Annotated in this window: 23 protein-coding genes; 12 read left to right on the forward strand and 11 right to left on the reverse strand. The window is 71.9% G+C overall.

All coding sequences use genetic code 11. The features are described from left to right. The first annotated feature begins 194 nt into the window (after positions 1–194). The 5 genes from AC0B9F_RS00445 (at position 195) to AC0B9F_RS00465 (ending at position 4,370) form a co-directional block, all read left to right on the forward strand. Positions 195–950, forward strand: coding sequence for a maleylpyruvate isomerase family mycothiol-dependent enzyme (locus AC0B9F_RS00445; protein WP_471997958.1), 756 nt, complete (start codon positions 195–197; stop codon positions 948–950). A gap of 48 nt (positions 951–998) precedes the next feature. After that, on the forward strand, positions 999–1,655 hold the full coding sequence (locus AC0B9F_RS00450; protein ID WP_471997960.1) for an MBL fold metallo-hydrolase: 657 nt from the start codon (positions 999–1,001) through the stop codon (positions 1,653–1,655). Positions 1,656–1,808: 153 nt separating this feature from the next. Beyond that, positions 1,809–2,696, forward strand: coding sequence for an ABC transporter substrate-binding protein (locus AC0B9F_RS00455; RefSeq protein WP_471997962.1), 888 nt, complete (start codon positions 1,809–1,811; stop codon positions 2,694–2,696). Positions 2,697–2,706: 10 nt separating this feature from the next. Further along, complete coding sequence (locus tag AC0B9F_RS00460; RefSeq protein ID WP_471997963.1) at positions 2,707–3,621, forward strand: amino acid ABC transporter permease; 915 nt, start codon at positions 2,707–2,709, stop codon at positions 3,619–3,621. Between the two features lie 20 nt (positions 3,622–3,641). Further along, positions 3,642–4,370, forward strand: coding sequence for an amino acid ABC transporter ATP-binding protein (locus AC0B9F_RS00465; protein ID WP_471998968.1), 729 nt, complete (start codon positions 3,642–3,644; stop codon positions 4,368–4,370). 117 nt (positions 4,371–4,487) lie between these two features. Here the strand turns inward: AC0B9F_RS00465 and aroQ are convergent, their stop codons facing one another. Continuing rightward, a complete protein-coding gene (gene aroQ, locus AC0B9F_RS00470; RefSeq protein ID WP_471997964.1) occupies positions 4,488–4,961 on the reverse strand; it encodes a type II 3-dehydroquinate dehydratase in 474 nt (157 codons plus the stop codon). A gap of 222 nt (positions 4,962–5,183) precedes the next feature. Between aroQ and AC0B9F_RS00475 the strand changes: the two genes are divergently transcribed. Next, complete coding sequence (locus AC0B9F_RS00475; protein WP_471997965.1) at positions 5,184–6,458, forward strand: MFS transporter; 1,275 nt, start codon at positions 5,184–5,186, stop codon at positions 6,456–6,458. 77 nt (positions 6,459–6,535) lie between these two features. Here AC0B9F_RS00475 and AC0B9F_RS00480 read toward each other — a convergent pair whose 3' ends face one another. From AC0B9F_RS00480 to AC0B9F_RS00505, 6 genes are all read right to left on the reverse strand, one after another. Further along, the gene (locus tag AC0B9F_RS00480) at positions 6,536–7,636 is read right to left on the reverse strand and encodes a calcium:cation antiporter (RefSeq protein ID WP_471997966.1); all 1,101 of its coding nucleotides are present in this window, start codon (positions 7,634–7,636) and stop codon (positions 6,536–6,538) included. Positions 7,637–7,988: 352 nt separating this feature from the next. Then, entirely contained in the window at positions 7,989–8,990 is a 1,002-nt protein-coding gene (locus AC0B9F_RS00485; protein ID WP_471997967.1) for a TerC family protein, read from the reverse strand. A 223-nt stretch (positions 8,991–9,213) separates the two neighbouring features. Continuing rightward, positions 9,214–11,295, reverse strand: coding sequence for a TerD family protein (locus tag AC0B9F_RS00490; protein WP_471997968.1), 2,082 nt, complete (start codon positions 11,293–11,295; stop codon positions 9,214–9,216). Between the two features lie 75 nt (positions 11,296–11,370). Further along, positions 11,371–11,949: a TerD family protein gene (locus AC0B9F_RS00495; protein ID WP_471997970.1), complete on the reverse strand. Its 579-nt coding sequence runs from the start codon at positions 11,947–11,949 to the stop codon at positions 11,371–11,373. A gap of 177 nt (positions 11,950–12,126) precedes the next feature. Beyond that, complete coding sequence (uvrB, locus tag AC0B9F_RS00500) at positions 12,127–14,274, reverse strand: excinuclease ABC subunit UvrB (RefSeq protein ID WP_471997971.1); 2,148 nt, start codon at positions 14,272–14,274, stop codon at positions 12,127–12,129. 40 nt (positions 14,275–14,314) lie between these two features. Continuing rightward, positions 14,315–15,181: an MHYT domain-containing protein gene (locus AC0B9F_RS00505; RefSeq protein ID WP_471997972.1), complete on the reverse strand. Its 867-nt coding sequence runs from the start codon at positions 15,179–15,181 to the stop codon at positions 14,315–14,317. Between the two features lie 291 nt (positions 15,182–15,472). Between AC0B9F_RS00505 and AC0B9F_RS00510 the strand changes: the two genes are divergently transcribed. Together AC0B9F_RS00510 and AC0B9F_RS00515 are read left to right on the forward strand one after the other, a co-directional pair. Continuing rightward, on the forward strand, positions 15,473–16,345 hold the full coding sequence (locus AC0B9F_RS00510) for a glycerophosphodiester phosphodiesterase (protein ID WP_471997974.1): 873 nt from the start codon (positions 15,473–15,475) through the stop codon (positions 16,343–16,345). Positions 16,346–16,410: 65 nt separating this feature from the next. Beyond that, positions 16,411–16,965: a methylated-DNA--[protein]-cysteine S-methyltransferase gene (locus AC0B9F_RS00515; protein WP_471997975.1), complete on the forward strand. Its 555-nt coding sequence runs from the start codon at positions 16,411–16,413 to the stop codon at positions 16,963–16,965. 48 nt (positions 16,966–17,013) lie between these two features. Here the strand turns inward: AC0B9F_RS00515 and AC0B9F_RS00520 are convergent, their stop codons facing one another. Further along, the gene (locus AC0B9F_RS00520) at positions 17,014–17,442 is read right to left on the reverse strand and encodes a VOC family protein (RefSeq protein ID WP_471997977.1); all 429 of its coding nucleotides are present in this window, start codon (positions 17,440–17,442) and stop codon (positions 17,014–17,016) included. 98 nt (positions 17,443–17,540) lie between these two features. Between AC0B9F_RS00520 and AC0B9F_RS00525 the strand changes: the two genes are divergently transcribed. Together AC0B9F_RS00525 and AC0B9F_RS00530 are read left to right on the forward strand one after the other, a co-directional pair. Further along, a complete protein-coding gene (locus tag AC0B9F_RS00525) occupies positions 17,541–18,449 on the forward strand; it encodes a pseudouridine-5'-phosphate glycosidase (RefSeq protein ID WP_471997978.1) in 909 nt (302 codons plus the stop codon). Between the two features lie 77 nt (positions 18,450–18,526). Next, a complete protein-coding gene (locus tag AC0B9F_RS00530) occupies positions 18,527–19,417 on the forward strand; it encodes a carbohydrate kinase family protein (protein ID WP_471998969.1) in 891 nt (296 codons plus the stop codon). A gap of 50 nt (positions 19,418–19,467) precedes the next feature. On the opposite strand, the gene AC0B9F_RS00535 is transcribed toward AC0B9F_RS00530, so the two are convergent. Beyond that, a complete protein-coding gene (locus AC0B9F_RS00535; protein WP_471997979.1) occupies positions 19,468–20,265 on the reverse strand; it encodes a methyltransferase domain-containing protein in 798 nt (265 codons plus the stop codon). Positions 20,266–20,492: 227 nt separating this feature from the next. Between AC0B9F_RS00535 and AC0B9F_RS00540 the strand changes: the two genes are divergently transcribed. Next, complete coding sequence (locus tag AC0B9F_RS00540) at positions 20,493–21,620, forward strand: magnesium and cobalt transport protein CorA (protein WP_471997980.1); 1,128 nt, start codon at positions 20,493–20,495, stop codon at positions 21,618–21,620. Positions 21,621–21,750: 130 nt separating this feature from the next. Here AC0B9F_RS00540 and AC0B9F_RS00545 read toward each other — a convergent pair whose 3' ends face one another. Together AC0B9F_RS00545 and AC0B9F_RS00550 are read right to left on the reverse strand one after the other, a co-directional pair. Further along, on the reverse strand, positions 21,751–22,170 hold the full coding sequence (locus tag AC0B9F_RS00545; RefSeq protein WP_471997982.1) for a CBS domain-containing protein: 420 nt from the start codon (positions 22,168–22,170) through the stop codon (positions 21,751–21,753). Positions 22,171–22,361: 191 nt separating this feature from the next. Then, positions 22,362–23,003: a nucleoside/nucleotide kinase family protein gene (locus AC0B9F_RS00550; protein WP_471997983.1), complete on the reverse strand. Its 642-nt coding sequence runs from the start codon at positions 23,001–23,003 to the stop codon at positions 22,362–22,364. A gap of 261 nt (positions 23,004–23,264) precedes the next feature. Here AC0B9F_RS00550 and AC0B9F_RS00555 point away from each other — a divergent pair, with 261 nt between their 5' ends. Further along, a complete protein-coding gene (locus tag AC0B9F_RS00555) occupies positions 23,265–23,984 on the forward strand; it encodes a DUF2293 domain-containing protein (RefSeq protein WP_471997984.1) in 720 nt (239 codons plus the stop codon). Positions 23,985–24,089: the final 105 nt, after the last annotated feature.

Below are 24,089 nucleotides of genomic sequence, written 5' to 3' on the forward strand. Positions count from 1 at the left end.
GACAGGGGCGGGGACCCCGTCTTTCTCAGACTAGGGGGAGCCACTGACAACGCCGGTCGGATTCATGTGTTGCCAACAAACCCCGGCTCTCCAGCATGCCCGACGCCACGATCGACCATATAGCACGTGCTTTCGATTTACGGCACTGCTTCACCGGCTTCACCCGAAGGTGTGGCGCAGCTAATGTCAGCACCATGATTGATCACGCGCATGACCTGGCGTCTGTACGTGACGCCACCGACCGGCTGCTCAGCGCAGTCGCCGAACTGGACAACGCGTCGGTGGCCGCGCCGTCACGGTTGCCCGGCTGGAGCCGGGGCCATGTCCTTGCTCACATCGCCCGCAACGCCGACGCTCTCGTGAACGTCCTGCAGGGCCGTCCCATGTACGTCTCCGCCGAGGCCCGGGACGCCGACATCGAGCGGGACGCCCCTCGGCCCCTGGACGCCCAGCTCGCCGACGTGCGCGAGAGCGGCGCGCGCTTCCAGGCGGCGGGAGCCGCGCCGCAGGACTGGTCGCGGACCGTCGAGCTGCGCAACGGCGTGACCGACGACGCGGCCCGGGTGCCGTTCCGGCGCTGGGCCGAGGTGGAGCTGCACCACGTGGACCTCGGGATCGGCTACGAGCTGGAGGACCTGCCGGAGGAATTCACCGAGCGGGAGATCGACTTCCTCGCCGACCGGTTCAGCGGGCACCCCGCGGTGCCGACGACCCGGATCACGGACGGCACGCGCGTGTGGCGCACCGGCCGGGACGGCGGGCAGGGCACGGACGCCGAGGCCACGGAAAGCAAGGGCACGGACAGCGAGGTCACGCACAGCGAGGTCACGCTCCCCAAGGTCACCGTCTCCGGGAAGCCGGCCGATCTGCTGGGCTGGCTGGCGGGGCGTCGCGACGGGGCCGCGCTCAGCGTGGAGGGCGGTGCGCTGCCGGCCCTGCCACCCCTGTAGGAGCGGCTCCGCGGTCTCCCGTGGCGTCCCGGCGATAGGCTGACGGTCATGACGTACAGCGGACAGGTGACGGTCGGCGGCCCGGCGGACGTGCACGAGCTGAAGGACCTGATGATCACCAAGATCGCGGTCGGCCCCATGGACAACAACGCCTATCTGCTGCGCTGCCGGGCCACGGACGAACAGCTCCTGATCGACGCGGCAGCCGACGCGCGGACACTGCTCGGCATGATCGGTGACGACGGCATCGCGTCCGTCGTCACCACCCATCAGCACGGCGACCACTGGCAGGCCCTCGCGCAGGTCGTCGAGGCCACCGGCGCCCGCACCTACGCCGGCCGCGACGACGCGGAGGGCATCCCCGTGCCCACCGACGTCCTGGTGGACGACGGCGACACCATCCGGGTCGGACAGGTGGAGCTGACGGCCCGCCACCTCGTCGGGCACACGCCGGGCTCGATCGCGCTCGTCTACGACGACCCCCACGGGCATCCGCACGTCTTCACCGGCGACTGCCTCTTCCCCGGCGGGGTGGGCAACACCCGCAAGGATCCGAGGGCGTTCGCCAGCCTCATCCACGACGTGGAGACGAAGATCTTCGACGTCCTGCCCGACGAGACCTGGGTCTACCCGGGCCACGGCAACGACACCACGCTGGGCACGGAGCGGCCGCATCTGCCGGAGTGGCACGCGCGGGGCTGGTGACGGACGTCGAGGGGCGGCGCGCGGAGGTCCGTGCGCCCCTCGTGAACGCCGTGCACGCGAGGCCGTTCACGCGACTGCAACACCCCCTCCCAGCATGCGGACAAACGTCGACGTGACCTCGACAAACACGGTGATCGCTGCCACTCTCCCGCCATGCACCCTGCCTTGCGCGTCCTGCGCGGCGCCGTCGCCGCCGCCTCCGTAGCCCTCCTCGCCACCGCCGTCGGCTGCGCGCCGCAGCCGGAGGGAAACGCCGCGGCCAAGCCGTCGGGCTCGGCCGGCGGTTCGTCCTGCGCCCCGGGGAAGCTGGCCACGAAGACGACGGGCAAACTCACCGTCGCCACCGACGAGCCCGCCTACGAGCCGTGGTTCAAGGACGGCAAGCCCGCGAACGGCGAGGGCTTCGAGTCGGCGGTCGCCTACGCCGTGGCACAGCGGCTCGGCTACGGCAGGGACGCCGTGGTGTGGCAGAGCGTGCCGTTCAACAAGGCGTTCGCGCCCGGCGAGAAGACCTTCGACTTCGACGTCAACCAGGTCTCCATCAGCGACGAGCGCAAGCAGGCCGTGGACTTCTCGTCCGGCTACTACGACGTCCGCCAGGCCGTCATCGCGCTCAAGGACAGCAAGGCCGCGAAGGCGACGAGCATCGCCGACCTGAAGGGCCTGAAGCTGGGCGCCCAGGTCGGCACCACCAGCCTGAACTACATCGACGACGTCGTGCGGCCGACCCGGGCCCCGGCCGCGTACGCCAAGAACGACCAGGCCAAGTCCGCACTGAAGAACGGTCAGGTCGACGCCATCGTCGTCGACCTGCCCACCGCCTTCTACATCACCTCCGCCGAGGTGACGGACGCGAAGATCGTCGGGCAGTTCGAGAACCAGGGCGCCGCGCGGGAGCAGTTCGGCCTGGTCCTCGACAAGGACAGCGCGCTCACCGGGTGCGTGACCAGCGCCGTGGACGCCCTGCGCAAGGACGGCACGCTCGCGAAGCTGGAGCAGCAATGGCTCTCCGACGCCGTCGACGCGCCGGTGCTGAAGTGACGGAGCCGCGATGACCGTCATGAAGGAGGAGTCGGGAGAGGACTCCGGCAAGGACTCGGGCGGCGACGGCATGCCCGACGGGTACACCCCGTCGGGGCGCCGGCTGGAGCGGGAGCGGTTCCGGCGCGCCCGCGCCCGGCGCGCCACGGCCGTCGCGGCACTCTCCACGCTCGTCACGGGCGTCCTGCTCTACCTCGTCGTGGTGAACGCGCCCGGCTGGCCGCGCACCAAGGAGACCTTCTTCAGCGCGCGGTACGCGCGCGAGGCGCTGCCGAAGGTCCTCGACGGGCTGTGGCTGAACGTGCGCCTGCTGCTGGTCTGCGGGGCCGCCGTGCTGGTCCTCGGCATGCTGATCGCCATCGCCCGCACGCTGCGCGGCCCGGTGTTCTTCCCGCTGCGGGTGCTGGCGGCGGCGTACACGGACTTCTTCCGCGGGCTGCCGCTCATCATCAACCTGATGATCGTGGTCCTCGGGGTGCCCGCCCTGCGACTGCAGGGCGTGAGCGTCGATCCGGTCCTGCTGGGCGGTACGGCGCTGACGCTGACGTACTCGGCGTACGTCGCCGAGGTGTTCCGCGCCGGCATCGAGTCCGTCCACCCCTCACAGCGCGCCGCCGCCCGCTCCCTCGGCCTGACCAATCGTCAGGCGCTGCGGTACGTCGTGCTGCCGCAGGCCGTGCGCCGCCAGGTGCCGCCGCTGCTGAACGACCTGGTGTCGCTGCAGAAGGACACCGGGCTGGTGTCGATCGGCGGCGCCGTGGACGCGGTACGGGCCGCGGACATCATCGTGGGCCGCAGCCTCAACTACACGCCGTACATCGTCGCGGGGCTGGTCTTCGTGGCGCTGACCATCCCGATGACCCGCCTCACGGACTGGGTGACGGCCCGGACGGACCGGCAGCGGGCACAAGGAGGTTCCCTGTGAGCGACGCACCCGTGCTGCGTATGGAGTCCGTCCGCAAGACCTTCGGCGGTTCGGTCGTCCTTCGGGACGTGGACCTGGAGGTCGCGCCGCACACGGTGACCGCGCTGATCGGCGCCTCGGGCTCCGGGAAGTCGACGCTGCTGCGGTGCGCCAACCTGCTGGAGGAGATCGACGACGGGGCGATCTGGCTGGACGGCGAGGAGATCACCGACCCGCGGGTGGACCAGGACGCGGTACGGCGCCGGATCGGCGTGGTCTTCCAGGCGTACAACCTCTTCCCGCACATGACCGTGCTGGACAACATCACCCTCGCCCCGCGCCGGGTGCACGGCGCCTCCCGCACCGACGCCGAGGCACACGCGCGTGAGCTGCTTCAGCGGCTCGGCCTCGGCGACAAGGCGGGCGCCTACCCGGACCGGCTGAGCGGCGGCCAGCAGCAGCGCGTGGCGATCGTGCGCGCCCTGGCCGTACGGCCCCGGCTGCTGCTGCTCGACGAGATCACCGCGGCCCTCGACCCGGAACTGGTCGGCGAGGTGCTCGACGTGGTGCGCGGGTTGAAGGACGAGGGCATGACCATGGTCCTGGCCACCCATGAGATGGGATTCGCGCGCGACGTCGCCGACCAGGTGTGCTTCCTGGACGGCGGGGTCGTCCTGGAGCGCGGCACCGCGGAGGAGGTCTTCGGCGACCCCCGGCAGGAGCGAACCCAGCGCTTCCTGCGGCGGATCGTGGAGGCGGGGCGGCTGTAGCGGGGCAGCTGTAGCGGGGCGCCTTTTGGGGTGCCGCCGAACGCCGGGCGCCGGTCGGCGGATGCGGGTCGGCGATCCGGCGTCCGGTAAGGGGCGCCCCGCCATGGCAGGCGGGGCTTACGCGTCGGCCTGTGCGGCCCCCACCAGCGCGGCGACCCGCTCCACGCCGAAGACGTACCCCTGCACCCCGCACCCGGCGATGACGCCGTCGGCGCGCAGCGTGACGTAGGAGTGGTGCCGGAAGGACTCCCGCTGGTGGATGTTGGAGATGTGCACCTCGATCACCGGCAGGCCGTCACAGGTGTTGAGGGCGTCGAGGATCGCGACCGAGGTGTGGGAGTAGGCGGCCGGGTTGATGACGATCCCGCAGTGGTTCAGCCGTGCCTCGTGGATCCAGTCGACCAGCTCGCCCTCGTGGTTGGACTGCCGGAAGTCGACCGTGCCGCCGTGCGCGGCCGCCGCCTTGGCGCACAGGGCCTCGATGTCGGCGAGCGTGTCGGAGCCGTAGATCTCCGGCTGGCGCTGCCCGAGCAGGTTCAGATTGGGGCCGTTGAGAATCATGATCGGGGCGTTGGCCAGGGTGCGGGGCACGGTTCCTCCGGTCCGGTCGGGGGTGGGCGGCCCAGCAGGACCGCCGCTCGCTCCTCGGTTTATCACGGTGCGCCGGCCCGCCGACGGGCCCTCCCCTCCCCCTGCCGGCGCGTATCGCCTTCGTCCCCTGAGAGCCCAGTGCCTCCGCGCGCCCCGTAACCGTCGGTGACGGCGGGCTGTTGACGCGGCATGCACGACGTACGCAGCGTGGGGACACCGTCCATGCCACGGCTCGCGGCCGCCTCGCTCGCGGGCACGGCCATCGAGTTCTACGACTTCTTCGTCTACGGCACCGCGGCCGCCCTGGTCCTCGGCCCGCTGTTCTTCCCCGCGTTCTCTCCGCTGGCGGGCACCCTGGCCGCCTTCGCGACGTTCGGCGTCGGGTTCGTCGCCCGCCCGCTCGGCTCGGTGCTCTTCGGGCACATCGGGGACCGGCGCGGGCGGCGGCCGGTGCTGATCGCCTCCCTGCTGCTCACCGGGGCGGCGACGGTGGGCGTCGGCTGTCTTCCGACGTACGGCTCGATCGGCGCCGCCGCCCCGGTGCTGCTGGTCGTGCTGCGGTTTGTGCAGGGGCTCGGGCTCGGCGGCGAGTGGGGCGGTGCGGTGCTGCTCACCGCGGAGCACGCCCCGCCGGAGCGCCGGGCGCTGTGGTCGAGCTTCCCGCAGGTGGGGCCGGCGGTCGGGTTCCTGCTCGCCAACGCGATGGTGCTGGCGTCGACTGCCGTGCTGACGGACGCCGAGTTCGCCGCGTGGGGATGGCGGGTGCCGTTCTGGGCGGCGGGTGTGCTCGCGCTCGGCGGGTTGTGGCTGCGGTCGTCGCTCGCAGAGAGCCCGCGATTCCTGGAGATCGACGACCACGCGCGCGTGCCGCTCGCCGAGATCGTGCGCCACCACGGGCGGCTCGTCCTGCTGACGGCCGGTGCGCTCGCCGCCGGTTACGCGATCTTCTACGCCGTGACGACGTGGTCGCTGGCCTACGCGACGGAACGGCTCGGGGTGAGCCGCCCCGTGATGCTGGGCTGCATCATGGCGGCCGTCGTGCTCAAGGGCGCGCTGACGCCGCTGGTGGCGATGCTGGGCGACCGTTTCGGGCGGCGGCCGCTGTGCCTGGCGGGGTGTGCGGCCTCCGCGCTGTGGATGTTCCCGATGGTCGCGCTGCTCGCCACGGGTGAGCCGCTGCCGATGTTCCTCGGCATCGCGGGCGCCCTGATCGCCTTCGTCACCATGTTCGCCGTCATCGCCGCCTACCTGCCCGAACTCTACGAGCCGCGGGTGCGCTGCACGGGCGCGGCGGTCGGCTACAACCTCGGCGGGGTCCTCGGGGGCGCGCTGACCCCGATCGTGGCGACCGCGCTGGCCGAGCAGGGCGGGCGGGTGCCGTGGGGCGTCGGCGCGTATCTGACGGGGATCGCGCTGCTCAGCCTCGGCTGCTTCGCCCTGCTGCCGGAGACCCGCCCGGTGCCGGCGCCGGTCATCCGCCCGGCCGCGGTGGACTGATCGCCGGCCGGCGCGAGGGGGACGCTTCCCAAGGGGTTGCCAGGGGTTCCAGAGGTCCTAGGGACTCCTAGGAACTCCTAGGGGTTGATCGCCAGCTCCAGATACGCCGCGAAGAGCACCAGGTGCACGCCGCCCTGCAGCGGTGTGGCCCGGCCCGGTACGACGGTCAGCGAGGCGACCACCACGGTCAGGGCCAGCAGCACCATGTGGAGGGAGTTGAGACCGAGAACCAGCGGTCCCGACAGCCAGACGGACGCCAGGGCGACCGCGGGAATGGTCAGGCCGATGCTGGCCATGGACGAACCGAGGGCCAGGTTGAGGCTCGTCTGCACCCGGTCGCGGCGCGCGGAGCGCACCGCGGCGATCGTCTCGGGCAGCAGCACCAGCAGCGCGATGATCACGCCGACGACGGCGTGGTGCAGCCCGGCGGCGGCCACGCCCTTCTCGATCGTCGGCGACACCCCCTTGGCGAGACCCACCACGCCGATCAGCGCGAGGCCCAGCAGACCCAGGCTGATCATCGCGGTACGGGCCGAGGGGGCCTGCGCGTGGTCGTCCTTGGTGATGACCTGGCCCTCCCGGGTGAGCGGGAGGAAGTAGTCGCGGTGTCTCAGGGTCTGCGTCGCCACGAACAGCCCGTACAGGATCAGCGAGGACAGTGCGGCGAAGGTGAGCTGCGCCGTGGAGAACTCCGGCCCCCGCTTACTGGTGGTGAACGTCGGCAGCACCAGGCTGAGCGTGGCCAGGGTCGCCACCGTGGCGAGGGCGGCCCCGGTGCCCTCCGGGTTGAAGATCGCGGTGCCGTGGCGCAGCGAGCCGACGAGCAGGCTGATTCCGACGACGCCGTTGCAGGTGATCATCACGGCGGCGAACACCGTGTCCCTGGCCAGGGTGGAGTACTTGTCTCCGCCGTCCGCCATCAAGGTGACGATCAGCGCGACCTCGATGATCGTGACGGCGACGGCGAGGACGAGTGAGCCGAAGGGTTCGCCGACCCGGTGGGCGACCACCTCGGCGTGGTGCACGGCGGCCAGGACGGAACCGGCGAGGACCACCGTCATCAGCGCGACGACCGCGCCGGGCATGTCGCGTCCCCAGGTGAAGACCAGCAGCACGACCGCGAGGAGGGGCACGAGGAACGTCCACTGGGCGGTGAGCGACCTGAGCCGAACGATCATGGGCCGATCGTCGCAGAGGGGGGCGGGCTTCGCATTCCGGTGGTCCGGCGTGTGCGCCGGTCCGGTGTCCTCCGGTGCCGGGGTTCGGGTGGTGGCGTTCTTGCCGCGCGGGATAGGGCGTCTCCTCTCGGTCGGTCGTGGGCGGTGGGGGGCGGTCTCGGTCGGTGGGGGTCGGTCCCGGTCGGTGGGGTGCGGTCTCGGTCGGTGGGGCACGGAGGGCGAAGGGCCGGACGGGACCGGGGGCGAGGCTCGGGCGGGACCGGGGGCGGGGGCCACGGCCGAGGGCGCGGTGCGTCCGCTCGCCCGCTCCCCCGGCCGTCCTGCGGCTCGTCAGGTGGGCCAGCCGCCGTCGTCAGGCCTGGACGTTGTCCTTCGGGGCGTCCGCGCTGTGCGACTCCGCCGCCTCGACGGCCGCCTGCTTGCGGGAGGCCCGCAGGCTGGTCAGCGTCGTGACGAGCAGGACGGCGAGGATGACGCCGAGGGAGACCGGGATGCTGATCTCCGGGACGTGGACGCCCGACTCGTGCAGCGCGTGCAGCACCAGCTTGACGCCGATGAAGCCGAGGATGATCGACAGGCCGTAGCTCAGGTGCACCAGCTTCCTCAGCAGGCCGCCGATGAGGAAGTACAGCTGCCGGAGGCCCATCAGCGCGAAGGCGTTGGCGGTGAAGACGATGTACGGGTCCTGGGTCAGGCCGAAGATCGCGGGGATGGAGTCCAGGGCGAACAGCACGTCGGTGGTGCCGATCGCCAGCATGACCACAAGCATCGGGGTCATGATCCGCTTGCCGTTCTGCCGGATCCACAGCTTGGTGCCGTGGTAGCGGTCGGCGACGCCGAACCTGCGCTCGACGGCCTTCAGCAGCTTGTTCTCCTCGTACTCCTCGTCCTCCTGGTCGGCTCGGGCCTCCTGGATGAGCTTCCAGGCGGTCCAGATCAGGAAGGCCCCGAAGAGGAAGAAGACCCACGAGAAGCTGGCGAGGATCGCGGCGCCCGCGGCGATGAACAAGGCCCGCAGGACCAGGGCTATGAGTACACCGAAGAGAAGCACCCGCTGCTGGTACTGCGAGGGCACCGCGAACTTCGCCATGATCAGGACGAAGACGAAGAGGTTGTCGACGCTCAGCGACTTCTCGGTGACGAAGCCGGCGAAGAACTCGCCGGCGGGCTGTCCGCCGCCGAACACGAGCAGGCCGAGTCCGAAGAGCGCGGCGAGGGCGATCCAGACGACCGTCCAGATGCCGGCTTCCTTGATGGACACGTCGTGCGGCTTGCGGCCGATGAAGAAATCGACCGCGATCAGGGCGGCGAGGCCCACGATGGTCAGGACCCACAGGGTCATTGAAACGTCCACTGCACCTCCGGCAGTCATCACGGCACGTAGCCGGCGTCATCGCTACCGGAGGTCTCTTCCACCCGCGTACGGGCCGACGCCCCGGGATCAGTGGTGATCCGTATTGACGGGAACGCCGCAGTGACAGGGAGTACTCCCCTCCGTGCCATCAACCGTACCCAATCACCAAGGAAAGGTAAAGTGATTGGCAAAGAGAAGCTCAAAATCCCAGATGGGAGGTTCTTTACACGTACTTGGTCCGCTCCGCCGCCACCTGGTTCAGGACCTGGCGGAGCACCTGGCTGCCGACCGGTACGAGCGAGGGCTCGTACGTCCAGGCATGCCCGACCCACGGGTCGGCCAGGTGGTCGTCGGGTACCGGGGTCAGCCGCAGCAGGGCCCGCCACAGCGGATCCAGCAACGGACCGTAACCGGCGGCGTCCTCACGGTCGGCGACCATCATCAGATGCAGACCGACAGAGGGCCCCTCGTCGGCGAGATAGCGCAGCTGGGTCACGGCGCGGTCGTCGAAGCCGTGCGGGAAGTCGTTGACCACCAGCAGTTGCTGGGCGGTGTCGAAACCGGGCGGCAGGGAGTCGGCCACGCCGCCGCGCACCGCCATCTGCAGCAGGTCCACCCGCTGCGTCAGCCGCCCCAGCACGTCCGCCACACCGGCGGCACCCACGGCGGGCGGCCCGGCCAGCACACCGGTGTCCGTCAGCGGCGCCAGGGCGTGCGCCGCCGCACCGGCCGGGTCGATCACATGGACGGCGAACTCCCCCGCCGGATGCACGGCGAGCAGCCGCGCGGCATGCGCGACCGCCGCCTCCATGGCGAGCCGTCGCCTGTCGTGTTCGTCGGTGAAGACCCCGGCCTCCGAGGCCACGCGTCCGCTGTCGATCCACAGCCCGCGCTCCAGCGGCAGCCGCACCAGCATCGGGATGCGCAGCCGGTCGCTCTCGGGCAGGGTCAGATCGCCCAGACGCAACGCCATCGGCATCTCCATCGGCACCCGGTAGCCGTGCCAGACCGGGCTGTCCCAGCGGGCGTACGCGGGCGGCAGGGCGGGTTCCACGACCTCGGCCTCCGCCTTCAGCTGGGCCTCGTCCCGGTCGAACGCCTGCCGGGCCTGCTCGACGAGCGCGCCGTACCGGGCCCGCGTCTCCTCACGGGCCGCGTCCCCCTGACCGCCGATCCGGCCGCGCGGGTCGGACAGGATCCCGTCGAGCTCCTTCTCCTGCCGGCTCTCCGCGAAGTCGACGGCACTGCGGTAGGCGGCGGCGGTGCGGGCGAAGTCCTCGAACATGCCCCACACCTGGTTGTAGAGCCGCTCGTCCATCGTCCAGCCGGTCGCGTCACCTGCGACGGGCTGGGCGGACTGCCCGGGCGGCGGGACGGGGGCGCTCGGCGCGGGCGGCGGCGGGGCGGTGCGCCGCCGCCCCGGATGCGTGTAGTCGATCGGGCCGCCGGGTGGGGACGGTGACGGCCGGTCCGATACGGCAGCCGCATCGCCCTCGGCCCCGGGGACATCAGGGGGGACAGCGACAGGCTGCCGGGGTACGCCGGCGGGCTGCGGGGGTACGGCGCCGGGCGCGCCCTGCGGGGCGGGGCCGCCCTGAAGGGTGGGGCCGCCGTGCGAAGCCGAGCCGTCGTGGGTGGCCGAGCCGTCGTGGGTGGTCGGGTCGTCCTGGGTGGTGAGGCCGCCCTGTGCGGGGGGCGCCGGTTGACGGCCGGGCGTGCTGCCGGGGAGGCGCGGCGCCTGGACGGAGCGGGTGAGCCCCGCGGACACCGCCTCGTTGATGTCGCTCGCCAGCTGCCGGGCCTCGGCCAGTCCCTGGTCGGCGAAGAGCTCCGCGAGACCGCCGGCGTATCCCTGGCCGACCGCGCGGACCTTCCAGGCGCCCTGTCTGCGGTACAGCTCCAAGGCGATGACCGCGCACTCGGCGTCCAGGCCGGTGAGGGTGAAGGTGGCGACCTCCGAGCCGTCGAGGCCGGTGACGGCGACGAACGGGGCGGCGACGGCGCCGAAGCGGACCGGGCCGCCTCCGCCCGCGGGCAGGGCGAGCAGCACGTTGACGCGGTGCACGGCTTCCGGTAGCGCGCCCAGGTCCACCGCGAGACGGTGGGCTGCGGCCGCCTGCCGGGGGACCTCGAGGCCGGGCAGTGCGGGAGCGCCGGGATGGACCACGGACTCGGGTCCGCGCACCCTGCCGGCCTCGTCGACGAGCGTCGCGGCGGCCACGACCGGGGCGGTGGCCGAGACCCGGATCTCCAGGCGCACCTGGTCCAGCGGGTGGTTCTGCCCCCGCACCAGCTCGGCCGTCATCGCTCAAGTCCCCCGTGGTGTCACCGTGTCGTGGTGTCGTGTGGCGCGACGCCCGCGCCTGCCGCCGTTACGCGCCTAGAGCAGCGGCCAGATGGTCGGCATCAGGTCCTGGAAGGTGCGGCCGTTGGCCGGGGAGCCCAGGGCCGTCATCGTCCAGCCGGCGCCCGACCGGTGCACCTTCGCCATGATCTGAGCCGTGTACGCGCCGCCGCCCGCGAGCGTGTAACGGGCCAGCTCCTGACCGTTGGTCTCGTCGACCAGGCGGCAGAACGCGTTCTGCACCTCCTGGAAGGTCTGACCGGTGAAGGAGTTCACCGTGAAGACGATCTGGTCGATGTGGACCGGGACGCGCTGCAGGTCGACGAGGATGGCCTCGTCGTCGCCACCCTGGCCGACGCCGCCGACGAGGTTGTCGCCCGTGTGGCGCACGGATCCGTCGTCGCTCACGAGGTGGCGGAAGAAGACGACGTCGACGGGCTGCTTGTCCGCGAAGAGAACGGCGGAGGCGTCGAGGTCGATCTCGCGGGTGCGGGAGCCGAACAGGCCGCGACGGGGGGCCGCCTGCCAGCCGAGGCCCATGCGCACCGCGGACAGGCTGCCACCGTCGTTCTTCTGCAGACTGATGGCCTGACCCTTGGTCATGTTGACGGTCACGCGCTGATTCCCCTCTCGAGCAGTCCCCTGTTGCCGCACGCTTCGCGGTTGATCAGAACCCTACGCAGCGGCACTGACAGTGCCGAACCCCGGCGCATGCTTTGTGTCGGTCTTGCAACACAGCGCGTGCACACCGGGGTCCGGGCGAGGGGCCGGGGCCCGGCTCGGCCACGGCCGTCAGGCCAGGCCCGCCTCCTTCATCTGGCGCAGCTCCTTCTTCATCTCGGAGACCTCGTCACGCAGCCGTGCCGCGATCTCGAACTGCAGGTCCGCGGCCGCGGCGCGCATCCGCTCGGTGAGCTCCTCGATCTGCCCCGCGAGTTCGGTGGCCGGCTGGTCGGTCGGCACGGTCTCCTTGGCCTTGCCCTTGGCGGGCCTGGTGCTCTTGGCCCCCTTGGCCGTGTGCGCGCCGAGGGAGGGCACGGGCGCCTTGGTGCCGCGGCCGTCCTTCTTCGCCCGGTAGCCGGTGCCGAGGAGCTGCTCGGTGTCGACGCCCTCACGGGCGATCTGCGAGACGATGTCGTTGATCTTCTTGCGCAGCGGCTGCGGATCGATGCCGTTCGCCGTGTTGTAGGCGACCTGCTTCTCCCGGCGGCGGTTGGTCTCCTCGATGGCCTTCTCCATCGCCGGCGTGATCTTGTCGGCGTACATGTGGACCTGGCCGGAGACATTGCGCGCGGCACGGCCGATGGTCTGGATCAAAGAGGTGCCCGAGCGCAGGAAGCCCTCCTTGTCGGCGTCGAGGATCGCCACCAGCGAGACCTCGGGCAGGTCCAGGCCCTCACGCAGCAGGTTGATGCCGACCAGGACGTCGAACTCGCCGGACCGCAGCTCGCGCAGCAGTTCGACGCGGCGCAGGGTGTCGACGTCGCTGTGCAGATAGCGCACCTGGATGCCGAGCTCCAGGAAGTACTCCGTGAGGTCCTCGGCCATCTTCTTGGTGAGCGTGGTGACCAGGACGCGCTCGTCCTTCTCGACCCGCTGGCGGATCTCGTGCACCAGGTCGTCGATCTGTCCCTCGGTGGGCTTGACGACGACCTCGGGGTCGATGAGGCCGGTGGGGCGGATGATCTGCTCGACGACGCCCTTGGACCGCGACAGTTCATAAGTGCCGGGGGTGGCCGACAGGTAGACGGTCTGCCCGATGCGCTGCTGGAACTCCTCCCACTTCAGCGGCCGGTTGTCCAGCGCGGAGGGCAGCCGGAATCCGTGTTCGACGAGGGTGCGCTTACGGGAGGCGTCGCCCTCGTACATGGCGCCGATCTGCGGGACCGTGACATGCGACTCGTCGATGACCAGGAGGAAGTCCTCCGGGAAGTAGTCGAGCAGCGTGTTCGGCGGGGTACCCGGGGCTCGGCCGTCGAAGTGCATCGAGTAGTTCTCGATGCCGGAGCAGGTGCCGATCTGGCGGAGCATCTCCAGGTCGTAGGTGGTGCGCATGCGCAACCGCTGCTCCTCCAGGAGCTTGCCCTGCTTGCGCAGCTCGGTCAGGCGTTCGTCGAGCTCGGCCTCGATGCCCTTGATGGCGCGCTCCATGCGCTCGGGCCCTGCGACGTAGTGGGAGGCGGGGAAGACGTACAGCTGCTGCTCGTCGCTGATGATCTCGCCGGTGATCGGGTGCAGGGTGGTGAGCGCCTCGATCTCGTCACCGAACATCTCGATGCGGACGGCCAGCTCCTCGTAGACCGGGAAGATCTCGATGGTGTCGCCGCGGACCCTGAAGGTGCCGCGGGTGAAGGCCATGTCGTTGCGTGTGTACTGGATGTCGACGAAGCGGCGCAGCAGCTCGTCGCGGTCGATCTCCTCGCCGACCTTCAGCGGGACCATGCGGTCCACGTACTCCTGCGGCGTGCCCAGGCCGTAGATGCAGGAGACGGAAGCGACCACGACGACGTCGCGCCGGGTGAGCAGCGAGTTGGTCGCGGAGTGCCGCAACCGCTCGACCTCCTCGTTGATCGAGGAGTCCTTCTCGATGTACGTGTCCGACTGCGGGACGTACGCCTCGGGCTGGTAGTAGTCGTAGTACGAGACGAAGTACTCGACCGCGTTGTTCGGCAGGAGCTCGCGGAACTCGTTCGCCAGCTGGGCGGCCAGCGTCTTGTTCGGCGCCATCACCAGGGTGGGGCGCTGGAGCTTCTCGATCATCCACGCCGTGGTGGCGGACTTGCCGGTGCCGGTCGCGCCCAGCAGGACGACGTCCTTCTCGCCGGCCTGGATGCGCTGCGCCAGGTCGGCGATGGCCGTCGGCTGGTCGCCGTTGGGCTGGTAGGGGCTGACGACCTCGATGGGCGCCACCGTGCGTTCGATGTGGGAAACGGGCCGCATGACATCAACCGTACGACCCACCACTGACAACGGGGTCCGGTCAGTGGTTCTGCGGGGCCCGCGAGCGGGGTCGGCCGAGGTCGCGTCCGGGGCGCAGGGGCGCGCGGCGGCCGGGCCGGTGGGCGGTCGGGTGGGCGGGGACCCCGGGCTCGGGCACGGGGGCGGGGCGGGCCGGCCGGCCCGCGACCATCTGCGGATCGAAGATCACCACGACCGCGGCCAGGCAGAGGAAGCCGAGCGGCCCGATCAGCATCGGGGCGAGCAGGGACGCGGGCGAGTCGCCCTCGCCGGGGGCGCCGGTGCCGTGCAGGTGGACGCTGAGGGCGGCCATGCCGGTGTAGTGCATGCCGCTGACGGCGAGGCCCATGACAAGGCTGGCGCCGATGCTCCACACAAGGCCCCGGACCTGCCCGGCGGCCCACAGGGCGGCGGTGGCGGCGGCCATGCCTATGACGACGGAGGCCGCGACGGTGAGGGTGTTGTACTCCAGCCGCCCGTCGAACCGCAGGCCGGCCATGCCGAGGTAGTGCATGGAGGCGATGCCGAGGCCGGTGATGGTGCCGCCGGTGAACAGCGCCGTCCCGGTGGCGCCGCGGTAGCCGACGATGAAGATCCCGATGCCGACCATGACGACGGCGACGGCGAGGCTCGCGTAGGTCGTGGCTTTGTCGTAGTGGATCGGGGCCTGGTCGATGCTGAAGCCCATCATCGCCACGAAGTGCATCGTCCAGATGCCGGAGCCGATGGCCGCCGAGCCGAGGGCGAGCCAGCCCGGGCGCCACGAGTGGGCGAAGAGCAGGGCGCGGGTGGTGCAGCGCAGCCCGAGGGCGCCCCCGAGGCAGGCCATGAGATAGGCCACCACCGGTGTGACGAGTCCGTAGCTGAATCCGTCGACCGTGCCCTGCATGCGCGGCTGCCTTCCACCCTGTTCCGCCCGGGAATCTCCTGAAACGCACCCCCTCCCGGGCGCGCACCAGCGGCCAGGGTTGAGGCAGAGAGTATGACCCCCACCGGAATGGTCGAACGATTTTCCGGCAAAGAAACACACCCTTGCCCCAGATGTGCGCCCACAGTGAGCGGACTTGGGCAACTCCATTCAATTTGTGGCCATTCTGCGCTCCCCCGTCGTTGACGCTCTGCTGTCAGAGTTGAGCTGTCTGTGATCGTTGTCTGTGATCGTCCGACGCGAGGAGTCCGCATGCACGCGCGCGCACTTGCCGCCACGACCACCGCGCTCCTGGCCAGCGCCATCCTCCTGCTCACCGCGCAAGGCACCCAAGCCGGGACCAGCGACGAGCCGCCCGTGGTGATCGCACACCGCGGCGCCTCGGCCTACGCCCCCGAGAACACCCTGCCCGCCATCGACAAGGCGGCCGCACTCGGCTTGCGCTGGGTGGAGAACGACGTCCAGCGCACCAAGGACGGCAAGCTCGTGGTGATCCACGACGACAGCCTCAAGCGCACCACGAACGTCGAGGAGCTCTACCCCGACCGCGCACCCTGGAAGGTGAAGGACTTTACGGCCGCCGAGATCGCCCGTCTGGACGCGGGCAGCTGGTTCGGCCCCGAGTTCGCGGGCACGCGCGTGCCGACGCTCACGCAGTACATGCGCCGGGTCGAGCACAACCATGAGCGTCTTCTGCTGGAGCTGAAGAACCCGGAGCTCTACCCGGGCATCGAGCGGCAGACCCTCAAGCTCCTGGCCAACGAGGGCTGGCTCGACGCGCCGCACGTGGCGAACCGCCTGGTGATCCAGAGCTTCAGCGCGGACAGCGTGCGCACGGTGCACCAGCTGAAGCCGGCGGTGAAGACCGCGTTCCTCGGCACCCCGCACGTGGCGGACCTGCCGGGCTACGCGGGCTACGTCGACGAGATCAACCCGACGTTCAGCTCCCTCTCCACGTCCTACGTCGACGCCGTCCACGCCCTCGTCGGCGCGCACGGCAAGCCGCTGGAGGTCTCGACCTGGACCGTCGACGACGCGGCCAGCGCCCGCAAGGCCGCCGGTTACGGCGTGGACGGCGTCATCTCCAACAAGCCCGACGTCGTGCGCGCGGCGCTCGGAGGGTAGGCGGGCCGGGCGGCCCGGGTCCGGTCCCGCGGGGCGTTGTCAGTGGCGGGTCGTACGGTGGTCGCATGAACAGCCATGGGGGTGACGAGCAGCGGGTCGTGTGGGCCGTCGTGGACACCGGCATCGGCCCGCTGCTGCTGGCCGCGACCGGTGAGGGCCTGGTCAGCGTCGTGTTCCACGCGAGCGAGGCGGTCCGCGAGCGGGCGCTGGAGCGGCTGGCGGACCGGCTCGGCGCCGAGCCCGTCGAGGCGCCCGGCTCGCCGCTGCTGGCCGAGGCGATACGCCAGGTCGAGGAGTACTTCTCCGGTGCCCGACGGGACTTCGCCCTGCCCTTGGACTGGTCGCTGATCTCCGGCTTCAACCGCCAGGTGCTGCGCGAGCTGGCCGACGGCGTGCCCTACGGGCAGGTCGTCGGGTACGGCGACCTGGCCCGGCGGGTCGGCCAGCCGGGCGCGGCCCAGGCGGTCGGGATGGCGATGGGGGCCAATCCGCTGCCGGTCGTGGTGCCCTGCCACCGGGTGGTGGAGAGCGACGGCGGGATCGGCGGCTTCGGGGGCGGACTGGAGACCAAGCGCAAGCTGCTCGCTCTGGAGGGAGTGCTGCCCGAACCGCTCTTCTGAGGGCGCGGGCGGCTGGGGCGCCGGCGCTATGGTGGCGCCGGTCGCGGCTCAGTCGTAGTGCCGGGCCTCGAAGACGTTGCCGTCCGGGTCGCGGAAGTAGAAGCTGCGTCGGGCCGCGCCGCGGGCGCCGAAGGAGTCGTGGGAGAGGTCGGACACCGGGACGGCGCTTTCCTGGAGACGGGCGCGCAGGGCGTCGAAGGCGTCCCGGGGCAGGGACAGGCAGATGTGGTTCACCGGGTGGCCCGCGCTGTCCGCGGCGCCGGGCAGCATCGTCATCCGCGGGGCCGTGCTCAGCGGCATCAGGTCGATGATCGTCTCGTCGTTGACCCGTACGGAGGGAAAGGGGGCCCGCCCCGCGGAGAACTCGGCGAGCCGGACCGGTGCGAGGCCGGCCGCCTTCTCGTAGAAGCCGGCTGCGGCGACCGGGTCGCGCACCCACAGGACGACATGGTCGAGACGCGGCGAGTTGTCCGTCATGCGTCCAGGTTGATCGTGGTCCGCGAGCGGCGCAAGGGTTTGACCGGGGCCGCCGCCCGCCAGAGATGAGGCAGGACCGACAGACAGGAGGCTCATCCGTGGTGCTGGTGGTGTCCGAAGAGGTACGGGAGGCGCTCGCCGCCCGTCGGCCGGTGGTGGCGCTGGAGTCCACGATCATCGCGCACGGGCTGCCACGGCCGCGCAATCTGCAGGTGGCGCTGGAGCTGGAGGCCGCCGTGCGGCAGCAGGGCGCGGTCCCTGCGACGATCGCCGTGCTGGACGGCACGCCTCATGTCGGCCTGGACAAGGAGCAGCTGGAGCGGATCGCGAACGAGGACGGTATCCGCAAGCTGGGCCACCGCGATCTGCCGCTCGCCATGGCGTCCGGGGTGAGCGGGGCGACCACGGTGTCGGCGACCGCCCAGCTCGCGGCGCTGGCCGGACTGCGCGTTTTCGCCACGGGCGGGCTCGGCGGTGTGCACCGGCAGTGGACCCTCACCCAGGACGAGTCTGCAGATCTGGGACTTCTGGCCCGCACACGGATCACGGTGGTGTGCGCGGGCGTGAAGTCGATCCTGGACGTCCCGGCGACGTTGCAGCGGCTGGAGACGCTGGGTGTGGCGGTGGCCGGGTACGGCACGGATCGCTTCCCCGGCTTCTATCTGTCCGACTCCGGCCATCCCGTCGACTGGCGGCTGGACACGCCCGAGCAGGTGGCCGCCGTGATGCGGGCGCAGGACGCGCTCGCGGCGCAGGAGTCCGCGCTGATCGTCGCCAACCCGGTGCCCGAGGCGGAACAGCTCGATCCGCAGCTGCACGCGCGGGTGCTGGCCGAGGCGCTGCACGCGTGCGAGGCGGAGGGCGTCACCGGGCAGGCGGTCACGCCGTTCCTGCTCGACCACCTGGTGCGGCACACCGACGGCGCCTCGCTGAGCGCCAATCTCGCGGCCGTGCGCGGCAATGTGCGACTGGCGGCGCGCATCGCGGCGGCGTGGACCGGGGCGTGAGCGAGGCGGGCGGGGCGGCCCCGGCGGGGGCGAACGGATCGGATCACGGCAGCCACGGGCAGGCACGGCCGGGTGGGCTGCTGGTCGTGGGCGACGTGGTGACGGACGTCGTCGCCCGGCACCACGGGGCGCCGGCCCGGGGCACCGACACGGCCGCCGCGATCCGGATCGTGCCCGGCGGCGCGGGCGCCAACGTGGCCTGCTGGGCAGCCAGTCGGGGATGGCACGACGTGCGGCTGCTCGGCCGCGTCGGATCGGACACGGCCGAGTGGCACGCGCGGGAGCTCGAGGCGTGCGGGGTGCGGCCGCGGTTGGTCCTCGACCCGGAGGCGCCGACCGGGACGGTGATCTGTCTGGTGGACACCAGCGCCGCGGCGGAGCGGACGTTCCTCACCGACAGTGGCGCCTCGCTGCGCCTGGACCGCGGCGACTGGTCGGACGCGCTGCTGGACGGTGTGGCGTGGCTGCACCTGTCGGGTTATCTGCTGTTCTCCGAGCCGAGCCGCGGGCTGGTGGCGGCCGCTCTCGCTGCGGCACGCGCGCGGGGTGTGCCGGTCAGCGTGGATCCGGCGTCGGCCGGGTTCCTTCAGGAGCTGGGGGTGGACCGGTTCCTGACGCTGGTGGACGGGATCGACGTGCTGCTGCCCAGCCGGGACGAGGCGTGCCTGCTCACCGGGCTGCCCGACGCGGCCGACGCCGCGGCCGAGCTCAGCCGCCATGTCCCGCTGGTGGTGGCGACATCGGGCGTCGAGGGAGCGCTGGTGGCCAGGTCCGGCGCCGTGCGCGCCCGCGTTCCGGCCCTGCCGACGCAGGCCCGGGACACCACCGGCGCCGGGGACGCCTTCACGGGCGGTTTCCTGGCCGCGCTGCTGGCCGGTGCCGCCCCGCAGGAGGCGGCGGCGGAAGGCTGCCGGGCGGGCGCGCTCGCGGTGACGCGGACAGGCGGTCGCCCCGGGCGGCGCACCTGACGGGAACTCAGGCTCTCCCCGGCGCTGTCCCGGCCCGCCCGGGCGGGTGGCTACGCCCTGCGCCCCGATGCCGAGATCATCGGAGCCGTCGCCAGGTCCATGTCGCCGGAGGCGACGTTGGCCAGGTGGCGGTCGATGTCCTCGTCCGTGGCGAGGCCGGCCTCGACGAGCCGTGAGCGGATCTGGCGGACGGTGGCGGCCTCCAGGGCGGCGCAGGCGGGCGAGGCGAGCGGGAAGTAGGCGTCCGCCTCGACCTGGCGCAGACCCGCCTCGCGCAGCAGACGCGGCAGTTTACGGCCGTAGGACAGGTCTGCGCCGCGGTCGGCCAGCAGGGAGCGGAAGCCCTGGCGCAGCCGGTTGGCCAGTTGCTGCTCGGGACCGTGCTCGTCGGGGCAGACCAGCGGTTGCAGGGCGGGGTCGGCGTCCTCGATCAGGAGCCGGCCGCCGGGGCGCAGGGCCCGCACCATGGACGCCAGCGCCCGCTCACGGTCCGGGACATGGACGAGGACGAGACGGGCGTGGACGAGGTCGAAGCCGTCCCCCGGCGGTTCCTCGGCGCCCACGTCGTGGACGCGGACCTCCACCGGGGACCGGGCCGCGGCGGCGAGCCGGGTGGTGTCGATGTCGGTCGCGAGGACCGTACCGGTCGGGCCGACCTTCTTGGCCAGCCAGGAGACCACGGAGGTGCCGCCGGCGCCGACCTCCCAGCAGCGCCAGCCGGGCCCGACGCCGAGGCGCTCCAGGTGCCGGAACGTGACGGGGTCGAAGAGGTCGGTGAAGGCGTCGAAGCGCTCCGCCGCCTCACTCTGCCGGTTGTCGAGGAGGTAGCCGTCGTCGGTTCGCGTCATGCCGCGATCATCCCAGTTGTCCGGCTCGCGCGGAGCTCTCGACGCCCGGGGCGCCGACCGCGTCCGTGCATCTCGCCGTCCACAGGCGGGAACCAAGCGGAATGTCCGCCTCCCACAGGCCCGTCCGCCGGTCGCACCGTACTGGCACACTGGCGGCTCCGGCGCGGTCCTCGCGCCGGGAAGGGGCGCGGCGATGCGGCGCGGGAGATCCACCCGAGGAGATCCATATGTCGATGGCAGGGAATCTGCGGAAGGTCGCGAGGCTGGACAGGGTCAGCGGGCTGCGCGGGGTGGCACGGCTGGCCCGGCGGCGACCGAAGGTGGATCTGAGTCATCCGGCGCGGTCCCCGCTCGGCTCCTCGGTGGTCAACTGCGTGACGTACCGCGGCGGGGTGCGCGCACCGTCCGCCTCGGATCTGGTGGAGGCCGTGCGGCAGGTGCGCAAGAGCGGGGACGGTTTCGTCTGGCTCGGTCTGCACGAGCCGACGGACCAGGAGTTCGCGGGCATCGCCGAGCTGTTCGACCTGCACCCGCTGGCGGTGGAGGACGCGGTCGAGGCGCACCAGCGCCCGAAGGTGGAGCGGTACGGCGACGTGCTCTTCGCGGTGTTCAAAACGGTCTGCTACGTCGAGCACGAGGAGCTCACGGCGACCAGTGAGGTGGTCGACACCGGGGAGCTCATGGCGTTCGTGGGCGCCGATTTCGTCATCACGGTGCGGCACGGCCGGCACGGCTCCCTGGGACCGGTGCGCGAGGGGCTGGAGGCCGACCGGCAGCAGCTCGCCAAGGGGCCGTCCGCGGTGCTGCACGCGATCGCGGACCATGTCGTTGACGACTACCTCGGCGTCATCGACTCCGTGCAGGCGGACATCGACCAGGTGGAGACGGACGTGTTCGCGGAGACCGGCGCACGCGTCGATCCCGGACGCATCTACCAGCTCAAGCGCGAGCTGCTGGAGCTGAAGCGGGCCGTGGTGCCGCTCGGCCGGCCGCTGCTGGAGCTCGCGGACCGGCCGATGCGGGTGATCGAGCCGGAGATACAGGCCTACTTCCGGGACGTCTCCGACCATCTGCTGCGTGCCACGGAGCAGATCGCCGCCTTCGACGAGCTGCTGAACTCGATCCTCCAGGCGCACCTCGCGCAGGTCAGCGTCGCGCAGAACGAGGACATGCGGAAGATCACGGCATGGGCCGCGGTGATCGCCGTACCGACGATGGTGTGCGGCGTGTACGGCATGAACTTCGACCACATGCCCGAGTTGCACTGGAGGTTCGGCTATGGACTGGCCATCGGGGTGATATCCGTCGCCTGCCTGGCGCTGTACCGGGGCTTCAGGCGCAACGGCTGGCTGTGACGGCGGCCGTCACGGCCCGCAGCGGCAGCGGCGAGCGGTGCACGGGGCCCGCGACGACCGGTTCCCGGGCAGGTGCGGCGGATACCCGGGCCGGTGTGGCGGATACCTCGGCAGGTGCGGCGGGTACGGCTCACCCGCGGGCGTAGACGCGCTCGGCCCAGGACGCGATCTGTCCCTCGGACAGGTGCCGGACGAGGTCGGCCTCGCTGATCATGCCGACCAGCCTCTTGTTGTCGATGACGGGGAGCCGGCGGATCCGGTGCTCCTGCATCTCGCGCAGGACCTCGCTGATGTCGGCGTTCGCGTCGATCCAGCGCGGGGTGCCCTTGGCCAGGTCGCCGGCCGTCACGCGGGCGGGATCGTGGCCCATCGCCACGCAGCCCACGACGATGTCGCGGTCGGTGAGGATGCCGCACAGCCGCTCGTTCTCGTCGCTGATCGGCAGGGCGCCGACGTCGAGTTCGCGCATCAGCTGGGCGGCGCGGTCGAGGGTTTCATGGGCGGGGATCCACTGGGCACCGGGGTGCATGATGTCTCCGGCAGTGGTCATGGAGTACCTCCCTGAGCCGGACGGCCGGCGCGGCACGGGACGCACCGCGGTTCCGGCGTCGTCCATTCTCTCCACGCCCGCCGCGGGCCGCACCTTCGGCCGTCCGGCCCGGACCCCTCGCGTGACCCGCCCGGCCCCGACCCGCCCGGTTCCGACCGCCCGATTCCGACCGCCCGGTTCCGGTTCGTCGCTCACCCGCCCCACGCCGGGTGACGCGGGTCGTCGGCGCGCACCAGGACGTCGGCCGTACCCGCCGGGTCGGTCTCCTCGGCGTAGCGGTCGAAGGCGGGGAGGGTCCAGTGCTCGGCCTCGGGGGTGCGGCGGCGCAGCGCTCCCGGGGAGAGGAGGACGTGAACGGTGAGATCGAAGGGGAACCAGTGCCGAAGGAGGAGGGGACCGTGCAGCAACAGCACCGCACCGGGCGGGAGTTGGATGTAGGGGCTGCGGGTCGCGCGGTCGGCGACCGGGTCCCACAGGTCCGGCAGGACGCGTCCGCTCCCGCCGGGTTCGAGCGGCCCGAACACCTCGCGCCACAGGGCGCCGGTGTCCACCCAGCCGTCGTAGTACGCCTCCAGGTCCTGGCGGCCGTACTCCAGGCGCAGGGACGCAGGGCGCAGGAAGTCCTCGGTGCCGACGACGAGGGAGGAGCGACCGTGGACCCGCAACGCCTGGCTCACGCGCTCGGCGAGGTCGCCCGGGCGGGCGGCCGGGGCGCCGTCGAAGGCGATCCGCGGCCAGGGGCCGCCGTCGGCACGGGTCAGGTCGAGCAGCCGCTCCGCGAGCAGGTCGGCGAGCCGGTCCCAGGTGATCGCTTCGAGTCGCACAGGGCCCATGATGCGACACCCGCCGCTGCGGCCGCGGCGGAGCCCCCGGGAAAAGGCGGGCATGGGAGGCAGGGCCCCTTCGCGCACGCCACGCGGCACCAGCGCCCACTCCGCGCGGCATGTGCGCCCGGCTCGCCGGGCGGGTTCATCCCGGTCCGCACGGCATGTTCGCCCGGGTCCGCCCGGCATGTTCGCTCCGGTCCGCACGGCATGTGCGCCCGGATCGACGGGGTGCGTGGCGTCGCGGCCGGGGGCGGGCATGAACCGGGTATGTCTCCCGCGACTCCCCCGACCGGTCCCGGCCCCGGCCCCGGTCCCGGCCCCGGCCCTGTCGTCGTACAGCCGTTGCGGCACAAGCGGTGCGCGTCGTGCCGGCGTGGTCCGTTGCCGATGCTCGTCCTGGAGAGCGGCGTACCGCGCTGCCTGGACTGCGCCGACCTGGGACACCTGGTGTTCCTGCCGCGCGGGGACACGGCGCTGACCCGGCGCTCGCGAGAGGCGAGCGGCCTGTCGGCGGTGGTCGTGCGGTTCAACCGGCGCAAGGCGCGCTACGAGCGGCAGGGCGTCCTCGTGGAGGAGGCGGCGCTGGCCCGGGCCGAGGAGCGCTGTCTCGCGGACGCGGAGGCTCGGCGGCGGCGCCGGACACGGGACGCCCGCAGACGGGCAGCCGAGGACACTCGGTTCACGGCGGCGTTCGCGGCCGAGATCCGGCGGCTGTTCCCCGGCTGCCCGGCGGAGCGGGCCCAGGCCATCGCCGCGCATGCCTCGGTGCGCGGCAGCGGGCGGGTGGGGCGCAGCGCGGCGGGCCGGGCACTGTCGGAGAACGCGGTGGCCGCGGCGGTGCGGGCCGCCGTACGGCATCTGAACACGCCGTACGACCGGCTGCTGATGAGCGGGGTGCCGCGCCACGAGGCACGCCGGCGGATCGCACCGCACCTGGAGGCGGTCCTCGCGCGGTGGCGGCACGGGGAGCTGCCGTCCGCCGGGTGAGCCGTGCCCCCACCCGCTCCCTGGACGCATGCACATGTGTCCGCGCGGCTCGGCCATGGGCGTGCCCGGGCCGTGGAGCTTGACTGGGGATGACGGCGGGCGTTG

Source organism: Streptomyces sp. NPDC097129, assembly GCF_055668065.1.

Coding starts and splice junctions, on each gene's coding strand:
- AC0B9F_RS00505 (WP_471997972.1), bottom strand. CDS start 15,181: ATGCAGGGCACGGTCGACGGATTCAGCTACGGACTCGTCACACCGGTG.
- AC0B9F_RS00555 (WP_471997984.1), top strand. CDS start 23,265: ATGTCTCCCGCGACTCCCCCGACCGGTCCCGGCCCCGGCCCCGGTCCC.
- AC0B9F_RS00550 (WP_471997983.1), bottom strand. CDS start 23,003: ATGGGCCCTGTGCGACTCGAAGCGATCACCTGGGACCGGCTCGCCGAC.
- AC0B9F_RS00535 (WP_471997979.1), bottom strand. CDS start 20,265: ATGACGCGAACCGACGACGGCTACCTCCTCGACAACCGGCAGAGTGAG.
- uvrB (WP_471997971.1), bottom strand. CDS start 14,274: ATGCGGCCCGTTTCCCACATCGAACGCACGGTGGCGCCCATCGAGGTC.
- AC0B9F_RS00455 (WP_471997962.1), top strand. CDS start 1,809: ATGCACCCTGCCTTGCGCGTCCTGCGCGGCGCCGTCGCCGCCGCCTCC.
- AC0B9F_RS00520 (WP_471997977.1), bottom strand. CDS start 17,442: ATGACGGACAACTCGCCGCGTCTCGACCATGTCGTCCTGTGGGTGCGC.
- AC0B9F_RS00445 (WP_471997958.1), top strand. CDS start 195: ATGATTGATCACGCGCATGACCTGGCGTCTGTACGTGACGCCACCGAC.
- AC0B9F_RS00480 (WP_471997966.1), bottom strand. CDS start 7,636: ATGATCGTTCGGCTCAGGTCGCTCACCGCCCAGTGGACGTTCCTCGTG.
- AC0B9F_RS00450 (WP_471997960.1), top strand. CDS start 999: ATGACGTACAGCGGACAGGTGACGGTCGGCGGCCCGGCGGACGTGCAC.
- AC0B9F_RS00510 (WP_471997974.1), top strand. CDS start 15,473: ATGCACGCGCGCGCACTTGCCGCCACGACCACCGCGCTCCTGGCCAGC.
- AC0B9F_RS00540 (WP_471997980.1), top strand. CDS start 20,493: ATGTCGATGGCAGGGAATCTGCGGAAGGTCGCGAGGCTGGACAGGGTC.
- AC0B9F_RS00475 (WP_471997965.1), top strand. CDS start 5,184: ATGCCACGGCTCGCGGCCGCCTCGCTCGCGGGCACGGCCATCGAGTTC.
- AC0B9F_RS00545 (WP_471997982.1), bottom strand. CDS start 22,170: ATGACCACTGCCGGAGACATCATGCACCCCGGTGCCCAGTGGATCCCC.
- AC0B9F_RS00465 (WP_471998968.1), top strand. CDS start 3,642: ATGGAGTCCGTCCGCAAGACCTTCGGCGGTTCGGTCGTCCTTCGGGAC.
- AC0B9F_RS00515 (WP_471997975.1), top strand. CDS start 16,411: ATGAACAGCCATGGGGGTGACGAGCAGCGGGTCGTGTGGGCCGTCGTG.
- AC0B9F_RS00490 (WP_471997968.1), bottom strand. CDS start 11,295: ATGACGGCCGAGCTGGTGCGGGGGCAGAACCACCCGCTGGACCAGGTG.
- AC0B9F_RS00460 (WP_471997963.1), top strand. CDS start 2,707: ATGACCGTCATGAAGGAGGAGTCGGGAGAGGACTCCGGCAAGGACTCG.